Source organism: uncultured Campylobacter sp. (genome assembly GCF_938045345.1).
GTDB lineage: Bacteria > Campylobacterota > Campylobacteria > Campylobacterales > Campylobacteraceae > Campylobacter_B.
The window spans coordinates 1-20,754 of the sequence record NZ_CALIMS010000019.1; the positions used below are offsets into that span (position 1 = coordinate 1).

Annotated in this window: 23 protein-coding genes; 7 read left to right on the forward strand and 16 right to left on the reverse strand. The window is 47.8% G+C overall.

The window, feature by feature from the left end:
• Positions 1–650: phosphoglycerate kinase (pgk, locus tag Q0144_RS04525; protein ID WP_298062087.1), on the reverse strand; the 650-nt coding region annotated here is incomplete at its 3' end.
• Position 651: 1 nt separating this feature from the next.
• Positions 652–1,656, reverse strand: coding sequence for a type I glyceraldehyde-3-phosphate dehydrogenase (gap, locus tag Q0144_RS04530; protein ID WP_298062089.1), 1,005 nt, complete (start codon positions 1,654–1,656; stop codon positions 652–654).
• A 137-nt stretch (positions 1,657–1,793) separates the two neighbouring features.
• On the opposite strand from gap, the gene Q0144_RS04535 reads away from it, so the two are divergent.
• Together Q0144_RS04535 and Q0144_RS04540 are read left to right on the forward strand one after the other, a co-directional pair.
• Positions 1,794–2,171: a hypothetical protein gene (locus tag Q0144_RS04535; RefSeq protein WP_298062091.1), complete on the forward strand. Its 378-nt coding sequence runs from the start codon at positions 1,794–1,796 to the stop codon at positions 2,169–2,171.
• A gap of 378 nt (positions 2,172–2,549) precedes the next feature.
• Positions 2,550–2,993 (forward strand): hypothetical protein, encoded by a 444-nt coding sequence (locus tag Q0144_RS04540; protein WP_298062093.1) that lies wholly within the window; start codon positions 2,550–2,552, stop codon positions 2,991–2,993.
• Between the two features lie 115 nt (positions 2,994–3,108).
• Here Q0144_RS04540 and Q0144_RS04545 read toward each other — a convergent pair whose 3' ends face one another.
• The 6 genes from Q0144_RS04545 to Q0144_RS04570 all read right to left on the reverse strand — a co-directional run bounded on the left by Q0144_RS04545 (position 3,109) and on the right by Q0144_RS04570 (position 7,858).
• The gene (locus Q0144_RS04545; protein WP_298062095.1) at positions 3,109–3,390 is read right to left on the reverse strand and encodes a barstar family protein; all 282 of its coding nucleotides are present in this window, start codon (positions 3,388–3,390) and stop codon (positions 3,109–3,111) included.
• Positions 3,387–4,118, reverse strand: coding sequence for a ribonuclease domain-containing protein (locus tag Q0144_RS04550; RefSeq protein WP_298062097.1), 732 nt, complete (start codon positions 4,116–4,118; stop codon positions 3,387–3,389). The genes Q0144_RS04545 and Q0144_RS04550 overlap by 4 nt, the downstream gene beginning before the upstream one ends.
• A 2-nt stretch (positions 4,119–4,120) precedes the next feature.
• Positions 4,121–4,684 (reverse strand): DedA family protein, encoded by a 564-nt coding sequence (locus tag Q0144_RS04555; protein ID WP_298062099.1) that lies wholly within the window; start codon positions 4,682–4,684, stop codon positions 4,121–4,123.
• A 478-nt stretch (positions 4,685–5,162) separates the two neighbouring features.
• The gene (locus Q0144_RS04560; protein ID WP_298062102.1) at positions 5,163–5,744 is read right to left on the reverse strand and encodes a lipid-binding SYLF domain-containing protein; all 582 of its coding nucleotides are present in this window, start codon (positions 5,742–5,744) and stop codon (positions 5,163–5,165) included.
• A 10-nt stretch (positions 5,745–5,754) separates the two neighbouring features.
• Entirely contained in the window at positions 5,755–7,308 is a 1,554-nt protein-coding gene (gene rny / locus Q0144_RS04565; protein WP_298062104.1) for a ribonuclease Y, read from the reverse strand.
• Positions 7,241–7,858, reverse strand: a complete 618-nt coding sequence (locus Q0144_RS04570; RefSeq protein ID WP_298062105.1) for a 5-formyltetrahydrofolate cyclo-ligase — start codon at positions 7,856–7,858, stop codon at positions 7,241–7,243. Before Q0144_RS04570 ends, rny begins: the two co-directional genes overlap by 68 nt.
• Before the next feature lie 80 nt (positions 7,859–7,938).
• Here Q0144_RS04570 and Q0144_RS04575 point away from each other — a divergent pair, with 80 nt between their 5' ends.
• The gene (locus tag Q0144_RS04575; RefSeq protein ID WP_298062107.1) at positions 7,939–8,520 is read left to right on the forward strand and encodes a TlpA disulfide reductase family protein; all 582 of its coding nucleotides are present in this window, start codon (positions 7,939–7,941) and stop codon (positions 8,518–8,520) included.
• Positions 8,520–9,383, forward strand: a complete 864-nt coding sequence (ftsY, locus tag Q0144_RS04580) for a signal recognition particle-docking protein FtsY (RefSeq protein ID WP_298062109.1) — start codon at positions 8,520–8,522, stop codon at positions 9,381–9,383. Before Q0144_RS04575 ends, ftsY begins: the two co-directional genes overlap by 1 nt.
• 215 nt (positions 9,384–9,598) lie before the next feature.
• Here ftsY and Q0144_RS04585 read toward each other — a convergent pair whose 3' ends face one another.
• The 4 genes from Q0144_RS04585 to brnQ form a co-directional block, all read right to left on the reverse strand.
• Positions 9,599–10,051 carry a hypothetical protein gene (locus Q0144_RS04585; protein WP_298062110.1) on the reverse strand — a complete coding sequence of 151 codons (453 nt, stop codon included), beginning with the start codon at positions 10,049–10,051 and terminating at the stop codon, positions 9,599–9,601.
• Between the two features lie 24 nt (positions 10,052–10,075).
• Positions 10,076–10,204 carry a hypothetical protein gene (locus Q0144_RS04590; protein ID WP_298062112.1) on the reverse strand — a complete coding sequence of 43 codons (129 nt, stop codon included), beginning with the start codon at positions 10,202–10,204 and terminating at the stop codon, positions 10,076–10,078.
• 125 nt (positions 10,205–10,329) lie between these two features.
• Positions 10,330–11,844: a hypothetical protein gene (locus Q0144_RS04595; protein WP_298062114.1), complete on the reverse strand. Its 1,515-nt coding sequence runs from the start codon at positions 11,842–11,844 to the stop codon at positions 10,330–10,332.
• 192 nt (positions 11,845–12,036) lie between these two features.
• On the reverse strand, positions 12,037–13,368 hold the full coding sequence (gene brnQ / locus Q0144_RS04600; protein WP_298062116.1) for a branched-chain amino acid transport system II carrier protein: 1,332 nt from the start codon (positions 13,366–13,368) through the stop codon (positions 12,037–12,039).
• 212 nt (positions 13,369–13,580) lie between these two features.
• Between brnQ and radA the strand changes: the two genes are divergently transcribed.
• The 3 genes from radA (at position 13,581) to Q0144_RS04615 (ending at position 16,419) form a co-directional block, all read left to right on the forward strand.
• Positions 13,581–14,930 (forward strand): DNA repair protein RadA, encoded by a 1,350-nt coding sequence (radA, locus tag Q0144_RS04605; protein ID WP_298062118.1) that lies wholly within the window; start codon positions 13,581–13,583, stop codon positions 14,928–14,930.
• A gap of 287 nt (positions 14,931–15,217) precedes the next feature.
• On the forward strand, positions 15,218–15,445 hold the full coding sequence (locus Q0144_RS04610) for a hypothetical protein (RefSeq protein WP_298062121.1): 228 nt from the start codon (positions 15,218–15,220) through the stop codon (positions 15,443–15,445).
• A gap of 236 nt (positions 15,446–15,681) precedes the next feature.
• Complete coding sequence (locus Q0144_RS04615) at positions 15,682–16,419, forward strand: hypothetical protein (protein ID WP_298062123.1); 738 nt, start codon at positions 15,682–15,684, stop codon at positions 16,417–16,419.
• 240 nt (positions 16,420–16,659) lie between these two features.
• Here Q0144_RS04615 and Q0144_RS04620 read toward each other — a convergent pair whose 3' ends face one another.
• The 4 genes from Q0144_RS04620 to ung form a co-directional block, all read right to left on the reverse strand.
• The gene (locus Q0144_RS04620) at positions 16,660–17,466 is read right to left on the reverse strand and encodes a transporter substrate-binding domain-containing protein (protein ID WP_297962229.1); all 807 of its coding nucleotides are present in this window, start codon (positions 17,464–17,466) and stop codon (positions 16,660–16,662) included.
• 17 nt (positions 17,467–17,483) lie between these two features.
• Positions 17,484–18,290: a transporter substrate-binding domain-containing protein gene (locus Q0144_RS04625; RefSeq protein ID WP_298062125.1), complete on the reverse strand. Its 807-nt coding sequence runs from the start codon at positions 18,288–18,290 to the stop codon at positions 17,484–17,486.
• A gap of 439 nt (positions 18,291–18,729) precedes the next feature.
• Positions 18,730–19,536: a transporter substrate-binding domain-containing protein gene (locus tag Q0144_RS04630; protein WP_298043369.1), complete on the reverse strand. Its 807-nt coding sequence runs from the start codon at positions 19,534–19,536 to the stop codon at positions 18,730–18,732.
• Between the two features lie 171 nt (positions 19,537–19,707).
• Positions 19,708–20,403: a uracil-DNA glycosylase gene (ung, locus tag Q0144_RS04635; RefSeq protein ID WP_298062127.1), complete on the reverse strand. Its 696-nt coding sequence runs from the start codon at positions 20,401–20,403 to the stop codon at positions 19,708–19,710.
• Positions 20,404–20,754 lie beyond the last annotated feature (351 nt).

Below are 20,754 nucleotides of genomic sequence, written 5' to 3' on the forward strand. Positions count from 1 at the left end.
TTAGGAAGTAAATTTTTAAGCGCCTGAAGCTTGCCGCTTACTTTGCTGCCGCCCGTTACGGCTACAAAAGGACGTGCAGGATCTTTAATAAGGTCTTTGGCAAATTTTATCTCTTTTAGCAGCAAAAATCCCGCCGCCTTGTGCGCCTCATCGTAGAATTTCGTAATCGCCTCTACCGAAGCATGCGCGCGGTGGCATACGCCAAAAGCATCGTTGATATAAAATTCCGCGTAGCTCGCAAGCCTCTTAGCTAGTGCTTCATCATTTTTGCTCTCGCCCTTTTCAAAGCGCAGATTATCTAGTAGAAGCACTTCGCCCTTTTTAAGCGAATTTACCGCAGCTCCTGCCTCCTCGCCCGCGACATCAGAGACAAATTTTATCTCACGCTCCAAAAGCCTAGATAACCTCTTTACCACAGGCTTTAGGCTAAGTCTTTCTTCGTATCCGTTTTTCGGGCGCCCTAAGTGACTGGCCAAAATTACCGCACAGCCCTCGTCTAAGCAATATTTGATAGTAGGGATAGACGAACGAATGCGACGATCGTCCGTAATATTGCAAAACTCATCCATCGGCACGTTAAAATCGCACCTGATAAAAACGCGCGCGCCGTCTTTAAATTTCAAATCTTTAATCGAAAGAATTTCGCCCATCTTATTTCCTTCTTTGTGCCGCATATAGGGCTAAATCGATGAGGCGCTCACTATATCCCCACTCGTTGTCATACCAGCTCATCACTTTTATCAGATTGCCGTCAATTACCTGCGTGCAGTCGCTAGCTACGATGCTGGAGTATTCTGAAGTACAAAAATCGCTGCTAACGCGGCTATCGTCGTCTACGAGCAAAATTCCTTTCATCTCTTTAGCGGCATAGCGACGGAAAATTTCATTTAGCTCCTCGGCACTCGTCTGCTTGCGCGTTAGCACTGTTAGATCAACCATCGAAACGTTAGCCACCGGCACGCGCACCGATTGTCCGTGCATCTTACCGCTTAGCTGTGGAAGTACCTTACTAATCGCTTTTGCCGCGCCCGTCGTAGTCGGAGCAATATTAAGAGCAGCGGCGCGTGAACGGCGAAAGTCCTTGGCTTTTACATCGACTAGACTCTGTCCATGTGTATAGGCGTGAATCGTCGTCATCAGACCCTTTTCGATGCCAAGCTCATCGTCTAAAATTTTTGCAATCGGAGCCAGGCCGTTAGTGGTGCAGCTAGCATTTGAAATGACGCGCTGTCCTGCATAAGCGCCCTCATTAACGCCGATTACAAAAGTAGGCGTATCATCCTTGGCAGGCGCGCTCATTACGACTACGCCGATACCGTTATCTATGAATGGCTTGCATTTTTCGCTCGTTAAAAACGCACCAGTACATTCAAGCACAGCTTCTGCACCATCGCCGGCAAAATCAAGCTCCGCAGGCTCTCTGGTGGAATAGACGCGGATCTTTTTGCCGTCTACGGCTATGCATTCGTCGCTTAGAATTTCTACTTTTTTACGAAACTCGCCGTGAACGGTATCGTATTGAAGCAGGTATCTCGTAAGCTCGCGTTTAGCGGTATCGTTGATCGCCACAAGCTCTACATCGTCCCTGCTTAGCGCAATTCTAGCCGCGCACCTACCGATCCTTCCAAAGCCGTTGATTGCGATTTTTACTGCCATAAGGTTCTCCTTATTTGGGATGTTTTCAGCTGGAATTTTACTAAATTTGGGTTAATCTTTGATTAAATAAAAAGTCGCGAAATTTAGGATTTACTTTTTGGCTATATAATTCGCGAACTTTTTTTAAAGGAGAAAAAATGAGACGAATTGTATTCTCGTCATTAGCGGCAATCGCGATTTTAAGCGGATGCAGCCAACCTAAGGCCGATACGGCTCCGCAGCAAAAGCAAGAGTCTGTAGCGCATACGATCGTATTTCTGCTAGGAGAGACCGGGGATAAGCGCATCAGCCTTAGCTCGAACGATATGTTCGCAACGGGCGTGTTAACCGACGAAAAAGGCAAAAAGCATAATCTTAAACGCGCGGCTTCCGCAAGCGGTATAATGCTTACGAACGCCGAAGGCATCGAGCTTCTTTTCAAACGTGGAGAGGGAGTGTATACACCGGGAAAAGGCAAGAAGGATATTCCGGTAACTTACACCGAGCACGAGCACAAAAGCGGCGAAATGATGTAGCCGCGGCGGGGTTAAATTTAAGTGCCCTGAAAAGCGAATTAAATTTAACCCCTCATTTCTAATTTCGACTTCTTTATCCATAGCGAAATTTAACTCTCGTTTCGACCTCTTTGATCTGTGATGAAATTTAACCTTTTATTTTCGCTTCTTTCATCTACACAAATTGAGCTTTTTTGCGAATTTAAGTTTGTGCTCACCGAAAGCAAGCTCCGCGAGTTCAAAATCATTAAATTTTACGAAATATCCATTTGATCTGCGCTTTATCGGCGAATTTTTGATTTTCAACCAAATTTCACTTCAAATTCGCTAAACTGCGACGAAATTTTAGCAGGCCGGTGCAAATACGGCGCGAAATAGATAATTTAGCGAGATTGCCGCATGGATAGCATTAAATTTTACCTAAACGATTACGAAATTGAGGGTGAAAGCTTTACCGAAGTCGTCGTTGCGATAAACGGCGAGCCTCTGCTCGAGCTAATTAGGCGGCGCGAGCAAAGCTTTGCCGCAAAGGACGGGCAGGCTAGCATCGCGGGATGCTACGCCTACTTAAGCTTGATCGATTTTGAGGAGCTATTTTTGCGCACGGCGCTTGAAGCCGATTTGGCGCAAGATGAGCGGGATGTCGTCCTACTGGGCTGTCCGTGCGGGATCTGGGACTGCTGGTATCTCGCGCTTAAGATTAAATTTGAAACGGAGACGGTTAAGCTTTACGAGTTTAAAAACCCGCGCCGCAAAGATTGGCAGTATGGGCTTGAGTTTAAATTTGACCGCGTGAGCTTTGTGAGAGAAATTTCTAAAATCGCCTCTTTTGATAAGCTCTAAAATTTAGATCTAAATTTAGGAAATTTTAACGGCGCGATCGAAACTGCGGCGAAATAAACTCGTCTTAGGCTCGGTAAAATTTGGCTTTGAAGCCATAATAAGCTGTCGCGAGAGCTTATAGTATTAAAATTTTCGCCTTGCCGCTGCGCAATACATCCAGCAAAATATCATAAAATTTACCCAGCCTTAGCTTTAAAATTCCGCCCCTTTTGATAATCACGCAGACCCGCCCGCCCCGCTCGCCCAGCGCGTCATAGAGCGCGTCTAAATTTGCGACGTATTCGGGCTCGAAATTTAGCGCTGCGGCAAACAGCGCGAAAATTTGATCTTTGCGTCTGATCTTTGCGCCGTCGATGATGATCTTTGCGCCGCGGCACGTTTTAAAATTTAAACTCATTGCACGCGCTCGAAGCTTTCGTAATGATCGGCGGTGTAGAAGATCAGCCCGTCATTTGAAAATATCAGCCGCTTCGCGCCGCGCGCGCCGCCGCGATACTCGATGTCGCACTCGCGCCAGATCCGCCCCTTTTTATCAGGTAGTCTGCGCTCGAAATTGCCGAAACGATCGCCACCGATGCTCTTGCCGCGCGCGTATTTCCACAGATCGCCGCCCTGCCAGCCAAGCTCGCCGGCCTGCTTTTTCGTGATAAAATTTTGCGGCAAAGTGCCCGTGCGGCGGATATGGGCGCTCACGCACTCCCTGCTTATGCAGGGCTCATCCGCGAGCTGATTTTTAGAATTTACGTCTGGATTTTGCGAGTGCGAAGCTTCGTAATCTGCGCTGTGCCGCCTGTGGACGTCCGCCTCGTCTTTAGAATCTGCCACGGCGCGCTCGTTTTCTCGCGGATGAAATTTTAAATCTCCTAGGTCTGCTCCGCCGTCTGCGCTTCTTGCACCGCTCTCATTTTTTGCGTCGGCGCCGCTTTCTGGATTTTTGGAGCTTGAAATTTCGCGATCGGTGCCGCTTTTGATATCTTGCGCGCCGCTTTTACGCGAGGCGGCATCCAGGGTTTTGGAGGTAAAAATCCGCTCATCTTTAGTCGTAGGACTGCGCGAATTGGAGATCAAATTTAGCACCAAAAGAAGTGCTGCGAAAATTGCGAGCGGGATCAGCTTTTTTGCCACCGCTAGCCTCTTTTGCGGGTCGCGAAGCGAAAATAGAGCACGATCGCCGCTACTACCGCGCCTAGAGCCAGCGGAGCAATCCACGGCGCGTCCTTGACATGCGCATAGAGCTCACGCACGAAATCGCCCGCATAGTAGCTCAGTAATCCCACCACAAGCGCCCAAATGAGCGAGCTTACGGCATTGATGACGCTAAATTTTAAAAACGAATATTTTGTGATGCCGATCGCGATCGGTACGAGGGTTTTGAGGCCGTAGATAAATTTTTTGATTAAAATTATGCGGTCGCCGTATTTACGAAACAAAATCTGCGCCAGAGCGAGGTTTCGGCGCTGTTTGCGCAGATAGGGCATGATCTCTTTTTTGTTGTAGCGGCTTACTAAAAACAGCCCCGAATCGCCTATGAAGTTCGATATGCAGGCGATTACGATGCATAAGACGATATTGAGCTCGCCGGCCGAGCTTAGCACGCCCGCTGCCGCAAGCGCCAAAAATCCTCCGCCCAGCGAATACAAAAACAGTATCAGATACCCCCATGTATGGAGGTTTGCAAACATCGATTCCATCGAATCCTTTCATTAGATCGTATAAAATTCTATAAATTTTGACTAAAGCAGCTTTAAAATTCGGCGCGAAAGCTTCACTCTAACGCCCCACGACGCCACTTGATTTTGCTGCGACATTAAATTTAAAATTCTGCGCGGCTGTCGCGAAATATAAAATTTCGCCGCAAAATATCAAGCGAAATTCTAAAATAAATTTTTTGCATCAAGCAAAATCTCCGCAAAATTTAGCGTTAAAATTTTGCAATTCTAAATTTAATGACAAAATTTCGACTTCTTTAGAATTCAAAGTAAGTTGCGAATTACGCAGGATTTACGCGATATCCTCAAATGCCTCCCACCCCGCGAATTGCAATAAAATTACGCACCCAAGTCTATTATTCTGCAGAAATTACGCGAGCAAAATTCCAAGCCGCTAATAAAACGCCCATAAAGCAAAATTTTTCGCTAAGCTATGCGCCTTAGCACCTTTAGCTAAATTTTACTCATCTGCGCCGATTACTCGCATCAAAAGTGCATAGCCCTCAGTATTTGGATCAAAAGCGCGGTCATTTTTGGTCTCCAGCACCGAACCGCCCAGGCTCACTCCCGCAAACAGCCCGCCCTTGTTCGTAAAGACGTACATATCCTGATTTAACACGTCTATGGCGCCCGAGTCCGCGCTGTAATTGCCGGCGACCGCCGTCGCATCGCCCGAGAGCGTGATTTGGGATTTTCGCATCTTTTCGATCACGTCGTCGTTCATCACGAAAATGACTAAATAATTATCCTCGTAACCGATCTGAAGTCCGATGCTGGCGCTGCTGATCTCTGCGCCGCTTACGCTGCGCGCGCCGTCATTATTGTAGATGATGATCCCCTCGCCGTACATCCCGCCTATTATGAAGCCTAGCTTTTTGACGCTCGGAAAGATCACTATCGCACGGGCTTGCTGCGCTAGGTATTTATACTGTGCGTTCGTGCGCATTACCGACGAATAGGCGCTTGCGCTGTTGATGATGAGCTCATCATCGGCAAATGCCGCACTAAAAAGCAAAAATAAAACGATTATAAATTTTTTCATTTCACACTCCTTATTTGGCTATCTCGACCGCGCGAAGCTCGCGTATGACGTTAACTTTGATCTCGCCTGGGAATTGAACCTTATCTTGGATCTCCGAAGCGATCTCTTTGGCGACCAAAACCGCCTCATCGTCGTTCATAAGCTTGGCGTTTGCGATGACGCGGATCTCGCGACCTGCGTTGATCGCATAGGCTTGTTTGACGCCCGTTTTACTCATCGCGATCGCCTCTATATCGCTAACGCGCTTTAGATAGCTCTCTAGCACCTCTCGTCTAGCGCCCGGGCGCGCAGCACTTAGCGCGTCTGCGGCACAGACTGCGGCGCTTTCCACGCTGGTAGCCTCCTCGTGACCGTGGTGGGCGTAGATAGCGTTTATCACCACCGGATGCTCTTTGTAGCGGCGGCAAACCTCAGCGCCCAGATCTACGTGCGAGCCCTCGTATTCGTGAGTTAGCGCCTTGCCGATATCGTGAAGTAGGCCCGCTCGCTTGGCTAGCTTTTGATCTCCGCCCGTTTCTGCGGCGATGATACCCGCAAGATGCGCGACCTCAAGGCTGTGCGTAAGGGCGTTTTGTCCGTAGCTGGCGCGAAATTTAAGCTTACCGATAAGTTTTAAAATTTCAGGATGAATTTTGCTAAGACCCAGATCCATTACAATATTTTCGCCCTCTTCGGCGATGCTAGCTTCAAATTCGTCGCTTACTTTTTTGTAGATATCCTCGATGCGCGCAGGTTGAATTCTGCCGTCCTCGATAAGAGTTTCGATGACGCGAACGGCGATGGCGCGACGGTAGAGGTTGTGAGAGCTTACGATGATCGCATTTGGGGTATCGTCGATGATAACGTCCACGCCAAGAGTCATCTCAAGCGCCTTTATATTGCGCCCCTCTTTGCCGATGATGCGACCTTTAAGCTCGTCATTTTTGATATTTACGACGTTGATAAGTCGCTCGGCGGCAAACTCGCCTGCAAAGCGTGACGTAGCCTGCGCTAAAATATAATTTGCCTTTTTTCGCGCCTCTTTTTTGGCTTCCTCTTCATATTTTCGCACGATGTGAGCGATGTCGGTGCGGCTTTGCTCCTCGACTTTTTTAAGCACCTGCGCGCGCGCCTCATCCTGTGTAAAGCCTGCCACGCGCTCCAAAACTTTAAGCGCTTCAGCCAGCTTCTCTTCATAGCTTTTCTTTAAATTTGAGCCCTCTTCATAGAGGAATTTCGCCTCTTTTTTGGCACTTTCGAGCTCTTTTTTGCTGTCTTTTAAAATCTCTTGCTCGGTTAGAAGCGCGTGCTCCTTTTTACCGAGCTCGTCAAATTTAACGTTAAATTCTTTCTGCAGTTTGCTTGCCTTATCTTCGTATTTTTTCTTAGCTTCAAACTCCGCTTCCTGCACCGAAATTTTAGAATTTCGCAAGATGCCCTCGGCTTCAAATTCTATCGCTTTAGCTTTAGCTTTGGCTTGTTCTACGAAAAAATCGTAATTGGCGTTATTGATTTTTCTAGCTACTAAGTATCCTATGCCAGCGCCCACCGCAAGAGCGCACAAGGCGATTAAAATCTCTATCATACTTTCCTCTTTTTAGGTAATTTTGGCTCGGAGTTATGTAAAAATCACCCTTTACGTCGTGATCAAGCGATAAAATTTCGCTGCAAAAGCAGTCTTTTATACTCACGAACGCGATTGCGGGCTTAAGCTTCAGACCTGAAAAAAACATATCGTAAAATCCTTTCCCATGTCCTATTCTAGCCATTGCGCCATCCACTCCGATAGCTGGAACCACGGCTAGATCGACCTTTTTAAAATACCCGTTTTGTGGAAGCGTCTGCCGCAGCCCAAAGCGCGAAATTTTAAAAGGCTGGCGCAATCTTACCATTTTTAAGCTAATATCCACCATAAACGGAACGTAAAATTCGCAGCTTTTTGATAGCTTTTTTCTTAAAATCAAAACGTTCGGCTCGTAGCTCATCGGCAAAAATATCAAAATTTTACGCGCTTTTAAAAATTTTATCAGCCGCTCCAGCCGCCATAAAAGTGCGTAATGCTCGCATCTAGCCGCGCGCGCGGCATGGGATTTTAGGCGAGATTTGCAAATTTTTCTAAATTCATTCTTTTGCATAGCTTAAGCCTTTTATAAAATTTTAACGCTTATTTTAGCTAGTTTTTGTATAATCTTGCGATTAAATTTTAAGGTTTATTATGAAATTTCGTTTTTTTCTAGCGCTTTTTACGGCTGTTTTATTTCTTGTGGGTTGCGGCGATGATGAGGATAAAAAATCAAGCGATACCCCGACCGAGGCCAACACCACGCAGCCACAGCCCGAAACCGAAGCCGTGATCCAAGTCGATTATACCGCTCCTTTTACCCTTCAGCTTAGTAACGGCAAAATTTTAAATATGCAAAAGACAAAACAGGGTTTTAACATCGACAACAACTCCACCGTGACGCTATTTGCGTTTTTTACGCCGTGGTGCGATGCCTGCGCCGTGCAGGTAAGCGCGCTAAATGCCGCCAAACAAGCCTACTCCGGCAAGCTTGACATAATCGGCGTGATGATCGGTGATACAAATTTAGACGATGCAAAAAATTACGCAAGCGCGCACGAGGTAAATTACGCGATCGCTTACGGCGAAGGAACGGATTTTTTTACAAAGGCGTTAGGTGGCATAAACGAAGTGCCGTATATGGCGATATACGACGAAAAGGGCGAGTTTAGCGCGCAGTATTTCGGGCTGATGCCGGAAGAAATTTTAATGACCGAATTGGAGAAAATTTTCTGATGTTCGAATTTTTTAAAAAAGGGCTTAGCAAGACCATAGAGGCGATGCGGGGTGCAAAAAGCGAAGATAAAATTTCAAAAGAAATTCTAGAAGAGATGCTGCTTGAAGCCGACGTAGGCTACGAGCTCGTGGAAGAAATTTTAGAAAAACTTCCCGCAAAAAAGCTAGTCGCAAAAGATGATCTCAAGGGCGTTTTGAAGAGCTATTTCGATTACGAGATCGCTAAAGCTGCAGATGAGAAGCCCTTCGTAGAGCTCATCATCGGCGTAAACGGCGCGGGCAAAACTACAACAACCGCAAAGCTTGCAAATTTATATAAAAATAGCGGCCAGAGCGTAATTTTAGGCGCATGCGATACCTTTCGCGCAGGAGCGGTCGAGCAATTAAAAAAATGGGCGCAGATCCTAAATCTACCGATCGTAGCGACCGCGCAGGGGCACGATCCCGCTGCTGTGGCATTTGACACCGTAAGCTCGGCAAGCGCAAAAAACATAGATCGCGTCCTGATCGATACCGCCGGACGCCTGCAAAACCAGAAAAATTTAGCCGCAGAGCTAGAGAAGATCGTGCGCATCTGCGACCGCGCAAAAAGCGGCGCACCGCACCGCAAAATCATCGTGCTCGACGCCACTCAGGGCAATCATAGCGTCGCGCAAGCTAGGGCGTTCAACGAGATCGTAAAGCTCGACGGCATCATCATCACGAAGCTCGACGGCACGCCCAAAGGTGGCGCACTTTTCGCCATAGCGCGCGAACTGCGACTGCCGATACTTTTCGTCGGCGTGGGCGAGCGGATGGAAGATTTGGCGGAATTTAACTCGGATGAGTTCGTAGAAACGCTTGTGGATGGGATTTACGCTTAGGCTCTGCGTAAATTTACATATTCTCGCCGAACAAGCTTAAATTTTACGCGCCGAAATGCTCGGCAAATTTTGCCGCTCGATTATCTTAGAATTTTACGATTTTCGTTTTATAATTTTACAAAATTTTTACTCACGTACACTGCATAAAAAACGCGCTCACCCGCGTCCGCTCGCACCAAAACACATAGAATGCCGCCGCCCGTAGCGCGGTGCGTTTACAAGAATTCTTCAATGATCTCAAGCCGCTTAAATTTTACGGTTATCCTCTGCTTGCTCGCAAAGATAAAATCATACTCGCAAACGCCTCCTCGCTTTAGCGAAAATTGATGAACTATCAGATCGTTATTTTTAAAGCTCTTGTCGTCCGTTTTGAAGCGGACGGCTAGGACGTTTTTAAAAACAAATTTAAAATTTCTATCTCGGTAGGGCGATAAAAATTTCATCGTCAGTCTATCTTCGTTTTTTAAAATGCCAAATTTAAATTCAGTCAAAACGGCGTCGTGAAGGGTTTCTTTCGCATTAAACAGATACCTTTTCGGATCCAAGACAAACTGCCTGATAGGCTTTGCTATTTCGTTTTCATTCTCGCGAAGCGACTTAAAATAATCGTCAAAATACCAAATACCGCCCTTTCTTTTTATTTTCGCCGTGATCATCCGTCCGTCCATTTGCGCATCTTTCCAAAATTTCACTCACGTGCACTGCATAAAAAACCCGCTCACCCGCGTCCGCTCGCACCAAAACACGTACAAAATCCCGCCGCTGCCGAACATCACCTCGCCGCCTTGCTCGCAGCTTGGAAGCTCGCTGTCAAGCTGCATCAAAACTCCATCTTTTCGCCGCATATCGGGCACGTCGGCACCAAGGCGCCCTGTATCCACGAAGGCTCGCCGCCGATGCGCGCGAGGTTTTGCCTGCTGTTTGACATCCCCCAGTCCTGAGCCGCCTAGCGCGCGGGCGTAGGCGCCAGCGCGACCTCGCACTCCTTTATCGGCTCGTCCTGCACGTATTCCACATGCGTCCTTTCGCCGATACGCCGCGGCATACCCTGCGCGTCGTGCTCGTAAAAGACTATCTCGCCTTCGTTTATCTCTCTGACGTGCGCGGCGAGGATTAGGCGCGGCAGCGATCGCACGGGTAAGTCGCGGGGCAGCGGATCAAGCGCGATGAGATGAAATAGCGGATTTTGCGCATCGCCGTCCGCCTCGTCCAAAACCCCGCCGAGCTTATATCCTGCCTCGCCGCCCTCAAACCGCCAGGTCGGATGGTGCTTCGCCAGATGCGGCGCGTAGGGCGCGCCGAAATAGCCGCGCGGAAAGATTATGTGATACGCGCGCTGACTGCAGTATCTTTTGAGCCTGAATTTCTCACCGCCAAAGCAAATTTCATCGTTCGGCGCTTTTTGTGATTTATCGGCGGCTGGCTCGTTTGAGTTAAATTTAGAGTCGTGTTCAGCCGCGCACGCTTTAAAATTTTGGCTCGCTGCCGATTTTAACTCGCCAGCGTTAAATTTAACGGCACTTGCCGCATCACACGCTTCATCTGAATTTTTGCGCGATACGTCGCACTCATCCGCTTGCAACGATGCCGAAGTAGCGCCGCCCGGCTCGTTTGACATCTGCGATAGATCGCGCTCGCTAGGTTGGGTTTGTTTGGCGCCGCCGCATTCGGCTGCATTCATTTTTAAAATTTCATCCGCTGCCGTTTGTACTACGCCGTCTGCGTAAAATTTTGCGCGCTCAAAAGTAAATCCCACGGCCTCTAGCCAGTAGCCTATATATTCGAGCAAATCGCACGGGCGATCGAAAAAATCCTCCGCAAGCGCGAACTCGCAGGCAAATTTTACGTTTCGCGGATCGCGGGTTTGCAGCAGGCAGCTAAAAATTTTTTGCTTATTATCTTTGCTCGTCTGCGGATCCGCAAGCCTCTCGCGCCAGAACTTTGAACTCTCGTAACTAAGCCCGCGCCACGGATACTCCGCGTAATACGCGCTCTCGTTCGGCTGCAATTTAAAAAGCTCGCCAAGATATGGGTGCAAAAGCGGCGCAAACTCGAGACTTACCGCTGCGATGACCTCTTCGGCGTTTTTCCAGCGTGCGCTCTTTTCATCTCTGCCGCGTTGCCATGCGCTTTCACCCCTGCATTCGTCCGCCCGCGCATCCTCTTCGGTCTGGATCGCGCTTTTGCTCTGCTGCGTTTCGCGCCCCTTTGCCGCCTCCTCGCGTAAAATTTCAACCGCCGTAGCGATCAAAGCTTTAAAATCCTCCTCGCCAACGTAGCCCATAGCGTCCTTTAGTAGCGTGCCGCCCTCTTGCCGCCCGCGCAGCAGGCTGTCCGCTAGCGTAAAATACGCCGCCGCATCCCCTTGCAGCCGCCAAAACCGCTCGTATAAACCGGGCACTCTAAAGCCGTCGCGCTCAAAATCTCGCGCTAAGCTTAGCGCCTCATCCCGCTTACCCATCTTGACACCCTTGCTTTTAAAATTTTATTTTGATAATTTTATCGTAAATTTAAGTTAAATTTTGAAGGCGGCTTATTTTATATGTCAAAATTCCAGCAAAAAATATGTGAGATTAAATTCGGCGGCGAATTAAAATTTAGAAGTGTACCGAGCCCCGTAGAGCCCGGCTAAATTTTAAAATAGCTCTTAAATTTAAAAACTATCGTCTCTTTTTTCAAAGATCAGATGCAGCACGTAGGTCACGGCGAAGGTCAAGGTGCTAGGCACGATCCAGCCGAGCATCGAATCGTAAAACGGCATCATCTTCACAAACGACGTCACAAGCGGCACCGAAATCCCCAAAATATCAAGTCCGTTTATAACGCCCTCGACGACGCAAACATAGACGCAGGCGCGGTAAATCAGCTTGCTCGAATCGATCCACGGATTAATCAGCGAGAGGATTATCAGCATGATCGAGATCGGATAGATGGCGACGAGCACGGGGATGGAGCCCTTGATGATGGTCGTAAGGCCGAAGTTTGCGACTCCAAAGCCGATCACACACCAAGCGATCGCCCAGGTTTTGTATTTGATCTTGCCTTTCGTAAGCTCTTCGAAGTATTCACTAGCCGAGCTTATAAGACCCAGCGTCGTGGTGATGCAGGCTAGGAAAAACGCGCTGCCTAGGATCACGACGCCAATTCTTCCAAAATAATGATCGCTTACTCGCGACAGAAGCTCCGCTCCGTTGATATTCGGCGTATCTTTGAAAAGCTCCGCGGAGGTCGCGCCCAGATAGCCCAGCATAAAATATATCGTCATCAGTATGACGCCCGACATCATTCCCGCTTTTATCGTGGAGGTTACAAGGTGCTTTTCGTCGCTTACGCCGGTTGCTTTGATGGCGTTAATTACGATGATGCCGAATGCCAGCGACGCAAGCGCATCCATCGTCTGATAGCCCTCTACGAAGCCCTTTGCTGCGGCGTGATCGACATACTCGCCGCTAGGAGCGACGAAGCTTCCGATAGGAAATAAAAATCCCGCGCCGAAAAGCAGCAAAATAAGCGCCAAAAGTATCGGCGTAAGGTATTTTCCTAGCAGATCGACGAGCTTTGAAGGGTTCATACAGATGTAATAGTTCAGCGCAAAATATGCGGCAGAATAAACAAATAGCCAAATTTGAAGGCGCTCTTCCGCAATAAAAGGCTTAATCGCGATATCAAAAGGCATATTTGCCGCGCGCGGTATCGCAAAAAGCGGCCCGATCGTAAGATATAAAAGCGCGGTAAAAACGATCGCAAACACGGGATCTATGCGGCGTACCAGGCTCTGAAGCCCCTTGGCGCGCGCAATGCCTGCGACGCCGAGCACCGGCAGAAGCACCGCCGTAGCGCAAAAAAACATTATCGCGATATAAAAATTCTGTCCGGAATCCTTGCCTAAGCCCGGCGGAAAAATAAAATTTCCCGCACCGAAAAACATCGCAAACAGCGTAAGCGATATCGTTAAAAACTGGCTTCTACTAAGCTTGCCCTTCATCTTAAAACCTTCCTTGCTGGATTTGAAACTTATATTGTAGTTACAAATGTTTAAAACATATTTAAATTTAGCCGAAATTTAACTAAAAATTAGCTTTTTTACGATTTTTGATCCCGCAAGCGGCGCGCAAGGCGGCTAAAATTTTAAAAATTTTAAGTATAATTTCACGAAATTCAAGGCTAAATTTAAGCAAAAATGAACGAGGAATAAAGATGGCGAAGATTAAAACTACGATTTTTGAGTGCCAACACTGCGGCAATCAGCAAAGCAGATGGCTCGGCAGATGCCCCGACTGCGGCGCATTCGATAGCTTCGTCGAGCTCAAGCCCGCTCAGATCAAAGCGCTAAAAGAAATCGAGGGCGAGCTTGCCCGCACCTCGTCCGCAAGCGCCAAAGTGATCAGCGAGATACAGATCGAGCAAATTTCGCGCATCGACACCAAGGATAGCGAGCTAAATTTAGTCCTCGGAGGTGGCGTCGTAGAGGGTTCGCTCGTGCTAATCGGCGGCAGTCCGGGCATCGGAAAATCCACGCTGCTGCTTAAGATCGCGGCAAATTTAGCAAGCGGCGGCCGCGCCGTGCTTTACGTAAGCGGCGAAGAGAGCGCCAGCCAGATCAAAATGCGCGCGCAGCGGCTTGGCGCGATAAGCGAGCAGCTGTTTTTGCTCACCGAGATCAATCTGGGCGCCGTGCTTGAAGAGGTGGAGCGCAGAGATTATAAGTTTATCGTCATCGACAGCATCCAGACGCTTTTTAGTGACAAAGCTCCCTCCGCGCCGGGCTCTATCACGCAGGTGCGCGAGATCACGTTTGAGCTGATGCGACTTGCCAAAGCGCGCGGGGTTTCGATCTTCATCATCGGCCACATCACCAAAGAAGGCTCGATCGCAGGCCCGCGCATACTAGAGCATATGGTGGACGTGGTGCTGTATTTCGAGGGCGATGCGAGCAAGCAGCTTAGAATTTTACGCGGTTTTAAGAACCGCTTCGGAGCTACGAGCGAGGTGGGGATTTTCGAGATGGGGCCGCACGGGCTCGTAAGCGCCAAGGACGTCGCGAGTAAATTTTTCACGCGCGGCAAGGCGGTAAGCGGCTCGGCGATTACGATCACGATGGAGGGTACGCGCGCGCTTGTCGTGGAGATCCAAGCGCTCGTGTGCGAGAGCGGCTATCCGAAGCGCAGCGCTACGGGCTTTGATAAAAACCGCCTCGATATGCTTCTGGCGCTGCTTGATCGCAAGCTTGAGATCGGGCTTGGCGGATACGACGTCTTCGTAAACGTCAGCGGCGGCGTAAAAATCACCGAAACGGCGTGCGATCTAGCCGTCGTCGCGGCGATCGTAAGCAGCTTCAAAAACCGCCCAATCAGCAAAGAAAGCGTTTTCATCGGTGAGGTGAGCCTAAACGGCGAGATCAGAGAGATCTTCAACCTCGATGCGCGCCTGAAAGAAGCTGCGATGCAGAAATTTAAAAACGCAATCGTCCCGATGAAGCCGCAAAACGCGCAGGGGCTTAAAATTTTCCACGCTACCGAGATCACGCAAATTTTAGATTGGATGTGAGGCGGCGCGCTTCTTAGCCTCGGTTTGGCGGGCGGCGCGAGCGAGCGGAAATAGACTTTGAGCAGCAAGGGACGCGTTGCTTTTGCATGGGCGCGGCGAAGGGCGCAAGTGCGCCGCTTTTTGCATGGCTCACAAGCAAGCGCGAACGGGCTTGATCGCTAAGGCGCGATTTTTGGAATTTCACGTATCGTAGCGGCTCAAAAATTCGTTTGAGCTTTAAAACGGCTCGGCGACGGTGCGGTTAAAATTTAATCATTTGTGCCGCATCCCAGGCCAATACAAGGCGAGTGCTTTGCGGCGCAAATTTTAAAATTTTGCTGCAATGCAGCGCAAAGCCAAGCCCGATAGGTCCTTGCGTCGCGCAAAATTCTATCGCGGCGCGCAGGACGTATCGCATAGAGCTAAGAGCCGATAAAATTTTAGCGGCGCAAAGCTCTCATGCGCGGACACGACGCGGATACCGCAAGCAAGTATCGCGCGCCGAGCCGAATGAGCGCTGCTGCGACACGCTGTAACATAGAGGGCTTGCTAACGAGACGCTATGCAAGCCAAAGCGCGCAGGTCCGCCTCACGTAGCCAAAAGACAGAGCCTACAAGGCGGCAAGATGGCAACGCAGCGAGAGCGCGATGAAATTTTAACGCAGGCCGCATAAGCCGTCGGCAAAGCCTAATTCTACGGACAGGCTCCGCGGATAAAATTTCGCAAATCTAGCGTGGATAAAATTTTATAAATTTAAACGGAAAGGTGCGTATGAGCCCAAACGTAATCGTCAAATTCGTCATTTTGTTTTTCATCAGGGCGCAAAGCTTAAACGTCAAATTTAGCAAGCTCGACGCCGTCGTGTCGCACGCTTACGCCAAATATGGGGCGCTCTTTAAACTAAGCGTGCCACTACTTGCAGCAGCATCGGTATTTGCACTGTTTAACCTATACGATTTTGCCAAAGCAAACTACGCGCTGACGATCTTTTTGCTCGCTTTGGGCGCGCCCCTGCTTACGTATAGCTTTTTTAAGGCGATAAAATCGGCGATGACCTTCGCGCTATTTGTAATCCCCTTTGCGGCGGTGTTTGCGATCATCGCGGTGACGGGCGCACAAAAGCTTGATAACTCGCTAAATTTTAACATCGTCTTTCCGCTGTTTTTCACCCTCGTGTGGTTTGCGATGTCGGTGATCGCCGATGAGGACGTGGCGCAGATCATGAATAAGATCGTATCGAAGCTCTCGACGCTTTTCGTGACGATTTTCATCCTTTACAACTACGAGGCGCTACATGGGATTTTAACCGCAAGCTCGGGAGGGTATCGAGCGAGCGAGGATGAGCTAAGCGCGCTTGATCTGGTATTTATGACGATTAGATTTTTCACGCTGCCTTCGATTTTTACGTTGATGATTTTTGAGATCAAAGATTATCTTTTTATCAGATACAGCGCGTTCGTGCAGGCGCAGCAGGAGCGTATGGAGGATTTAAAAAATTCCAAGGGCTAGGAGTAAATTTTAAAGCTTAGCTCGATCTAATTTTGCGCGCCGTAAATACTTGCAAATACCAAAGATTGCGATCGCCGTGTGTACGCCGGGCTTCGACGCGGCGGCGGGACTAATAAAATTTCAAATGAGATTTTAGGACAAAATTTTGAGATGGAATTTTAATGACACGCCGGTTATGCGCGGGTTAAAATTTAAAGCCGCGAAGCTTCAAATCCCGACCCGCAATCAAAATTTAAAATTCTAAAAGAAGCTGTATATGTCGTCTAAAAGGAAGTATTTTTTATCGACGGTGCCTTTGTAGAAAGGCTCAAAAGTATCGTTATACGCTTTTTTGAAAAAGCCCTCTTTGCTAAGCGAAATGAGCGCTTGATTGACGGCTTCTGCAAGTTCAGAGTTGCCTTTTTGCATCGCGATGCCTAAAAATACGTTCTCGCCAAGACTTTTGATATTAACCTCGACGCTAGGATCTGCGACCGGATAGACCATCACAAATAGATTATCGTCGCACGCGCCGTCGATCTCGCCGCTCTTTAACCGCTTGTAGCAATCGGAGGAATTTTTGCAATACACTAGATTGTAGCCGCCGTCCTTTTGCATAAACGCTTCGCCAGTCGAGCCGCGAATGACGCCTACTTTCTTACCTCGCAGATCGCTCATTTTTTGGATATTGTCGCTTTTTCTGGTTAAAACTCCGGAATTTACCGAAAGATAGGGCATCGAAAACTCATAATTTTTCTTTCTCTCCTCAGTAACGCTTGCAGCCGCGATAAGCATATCTGCCTGATTATTTTGAATGGACGGAAAGCGCGCTTGCGCCGATACCGGTATGAGCTCGATCCTGCCGCCGGTATCGCCTAAAATTTTGCCTCCGATTGCATTAGCAAGCTCCACGTCAAAGCCCTCAAAGCCGTTATCCGTAACTCTACTAAATGGAGGCTCGTTTTCATAGACAGCGATACGAATGACTTTACTCTGCTTTATTTGGCTTAAAGAATTCGCAAGCGCAAAGATGCAAGATAAAAGAATTAAAAACAGTGATTTTTTCATTTTAAATTCCTTTTTTATTAAAAAAAGCTGTAAAGATCGTCGAGTAGGAAATATTTTTTATCGACGGTGCCTTTATAGAAAGATTCGAAAGTATCCTCGTAAGCCTTTTTGAAAAAGCCCTCTTTGCTAAGCGCAATCAAGCCTTTGTTGATCGCTTCTAGCAGCTCCGCATTACCCTTTTGCACCGCGACGCCCAAGAATACATTATCGCCTAAATTTTTTATATTGACCTCGACTGCAGGATCTACGATCGGATAGACCATTACAAAAAGGTTGTTGTTGCAATACCCATCGATCTCGCCACTTTTTAATCTCCTATAGCAATCGACCGAATCGTTGCAATAAGAAACATTATAACCGCCGTCCTTTTTGATATACGCTTCGCCGGTAGTCTTGCGGATGATACCGATCTTTTTGCCCATCAGATCGCCTATTTTGTGAATATTTGAGTCTTTTTTCGTTAAAATCCCCAAATTCACCGTAAAATACGGCATTGAAAAATCTACGCTACCTTTGCGCTCTTCGGTGATGCTTGCGGCTGCGATTATCATATCTGCCTGATTGTTTTGCAGCATCGGAAAACGCACCTCGTTAGTTACCGGGATAAGCTCGATACGACCGCCGCTGTTACCGAAAATTTTACCGGCTAGCGCGTTGGAAAGCTCGACTTCGAAGCCTTCAAAGCCTTTCTCGCTTGACTTGCTAAAAGGCGGCTCATTTTCATAAACGCCCACTCTGATAACCTTGCTTTGCTTTATTTCGCTTAAGGAATTCGCAAAAACAAAGATCGCCGACAATAGAATAAGAAAAAATGACTTTTTCATAATTTCCTCCTTGAATTTTAAATTTTTCGTAATTGTAATGTAAATTTTCTTAAAATTTCATTTTACCTGAACCGAAATTATTCCCTAAATTACGGGCTTAGCAATAAAATTTCGCAACTAAAATTTCTAAACATAATGATAGAGGCTTTTTAAATTTTACCGTCTTTACGCCAAGCTCCGCCCGCTCTCATTAAATTTTAGCGCTTCGCTTAAAATTCTGTGCGTCTATTAGCGCCATAAAAATAGCGCGCCGCTGCGAAATTCTATGGAATTTTATAAATTCTGCAACGGCGCGTTAGTAAAATCTTACAATCTAAACCAAGCTCGCAAAGTCGGACAAAATAGCAAGGCTATGCGAGCCTTTTAAATTTTACCTAGCGAGAGCACACAGCTATGCTTACTGCAAGCAAATGCAGGCGAGCCGTACCGCTATGCCCGCCTAAAATAGGCTATAAAGATCATCCAGTAAGAAATATTTTTTCTCCGCAGTGCCCTTGTAATACGGCTCTATCGTCTCATCGTAAGTCTTTTTCATAAAGCCCTCTTTGCTTAGCTTGATAAGCTCGCCATTTAAGAAGTCCAGTAGCTCTTTGTTGCCCTTCTGCACGGCAACGCCCAAAAACTCCGAAGGGCCTAAATTCTTGATATTTACCTCAGTATCGCTATCGATGACGGCATAAGCCAAAACTAACAGGTTGTCGGTCGCGTAGCCGATGCCCTTATTTTCCTTTAACATCTTGTAGCATTCATTTGCAGTAGCGCAGTTTATGACGTCAAAGCCCTCTTTTCTAAAATACGCCTCGCCAGTGGTGCCGCTTTCGGCTATGATCGGTTTGCCGTGCAGATCGGATACGGTTTTGATCCTATCGCCCGCGCGGGTTAGCACGCCGATATTTACTGCGAAATACGGCGTCGTAAAATCGACCACCTGCTTACGCTCATTTGTGATCGTAAAGGTCGCAAGCACCATATCTACTTTATTTTCTTCCAACACTTTTAAACGCTCACTAGCCTTTACGGGCACGAATTCCACCTTGCCCGCTTTGCCACCGAATATATCTTTTGATAGCGCCTCGGCTAGGGTCACCTCAAATCCTTGAAATTTGCCGTCTTCAAATTTACTAAAAGGCGGTTGCGCCTCAAATACGCCTACGCGCACACTGCCCGATTGCCTGATCTCTGATAGGGTATTTGCCACTACACTACTTGTAAATAGCAATAAAATTCCCAAAATTATCTTTTTCATATCGTTCCTTTAATTACAATGATTAGCCTAGCCACGCATCTGCGTCGCTTCGGCAAGCCCTCTTAAGCCGGTCGTATATTATTCGCTCACTTCTCCTTTCGACATTTTTTAAAATTTCTTTACCTTTGAAATTTTGTGGCGCATTTTACGCAAATTTCATTTAAAATACATTTAATCTGCGCCGTGATTTAGATCCCAATCGATCTCTCCCAGACCGTGCGCGCGCAGATATTCGTTGCATCTGCTAAAATGCCTGCAGCCAAAAAACGCCCCTCCTGCAAGCGGACTGGGGTGCGCGGCGGTTAAAATGAGATGCTTCTGCGCATCGATCAGCGCCGATTTGGCTTTGGCAAAATTTCCCCACAGCATAAAGACCAAATTTTGCCGCCTCGCGCTTAAAATTTTAATCACGGCGTCGGTGAAAGCTTGCCAGCCGAAGCCGCTGTGTGAGTTCGCGCGGTTCGCGCCCACGCTAAGGCTCGCATTAAGCAGCAGCACGCCCTGCTTTGCCCAGTAGCTCAGATCGCCGCTTTCAGGCTCGCTGATACCCAGATCGCTCTTAATCTCTTTGTAGATGTTTACGAGGCTGGGCGGAATTCGCACGCCTTGCGGCACCGAAAAGCTAAGCCCCATCGCCTGATGCGCGCCGTGGTAGGGATCCTGCCCCAAAATCACCGCGCGCACCCGCTCAAACGGGGTGAGATTGAAGGCGTTAAAGATCAAATTTCCCGGCGGATAGACGATCTCGCGCGCCTTTGCGGCGAGCAGGTTTTCTTTGATCTTCGCAAAATACTCGCTTAAAAATTCCTCTCTAAGCGCCTCTTTCCAGCCGCTCTCGATCTTCACGTCGTCTAAGTTTATCTGCATACCGACCCTTTAAATTTTAATAAATTAACGCTCTAATTTTACAATAAATTTTAAAAATAATATCGCTCGTGCGCCGCCGCAATCAAAGGCGAATCGCACCGCCGCCGCAACCGATCCCGCCGATTTACTAAGTATAGCCTGCCGCTACACGATCACGATCAAAAGCGCCATAAACAGCAGCAGGGCGATCGTCTTTTTATTATCGTTAAACAGGGTCTGCGGATAAAAAGCAAATAAAATCGCGTAGGCAAAAAGCGCGATTGCAAACTCCCACGGGTTATTATCTCTGAATTTTAACCTATAAGTGACCCGAAAGCTATATGCGAAAGCAGCGATAAAATTTGAGCCGGT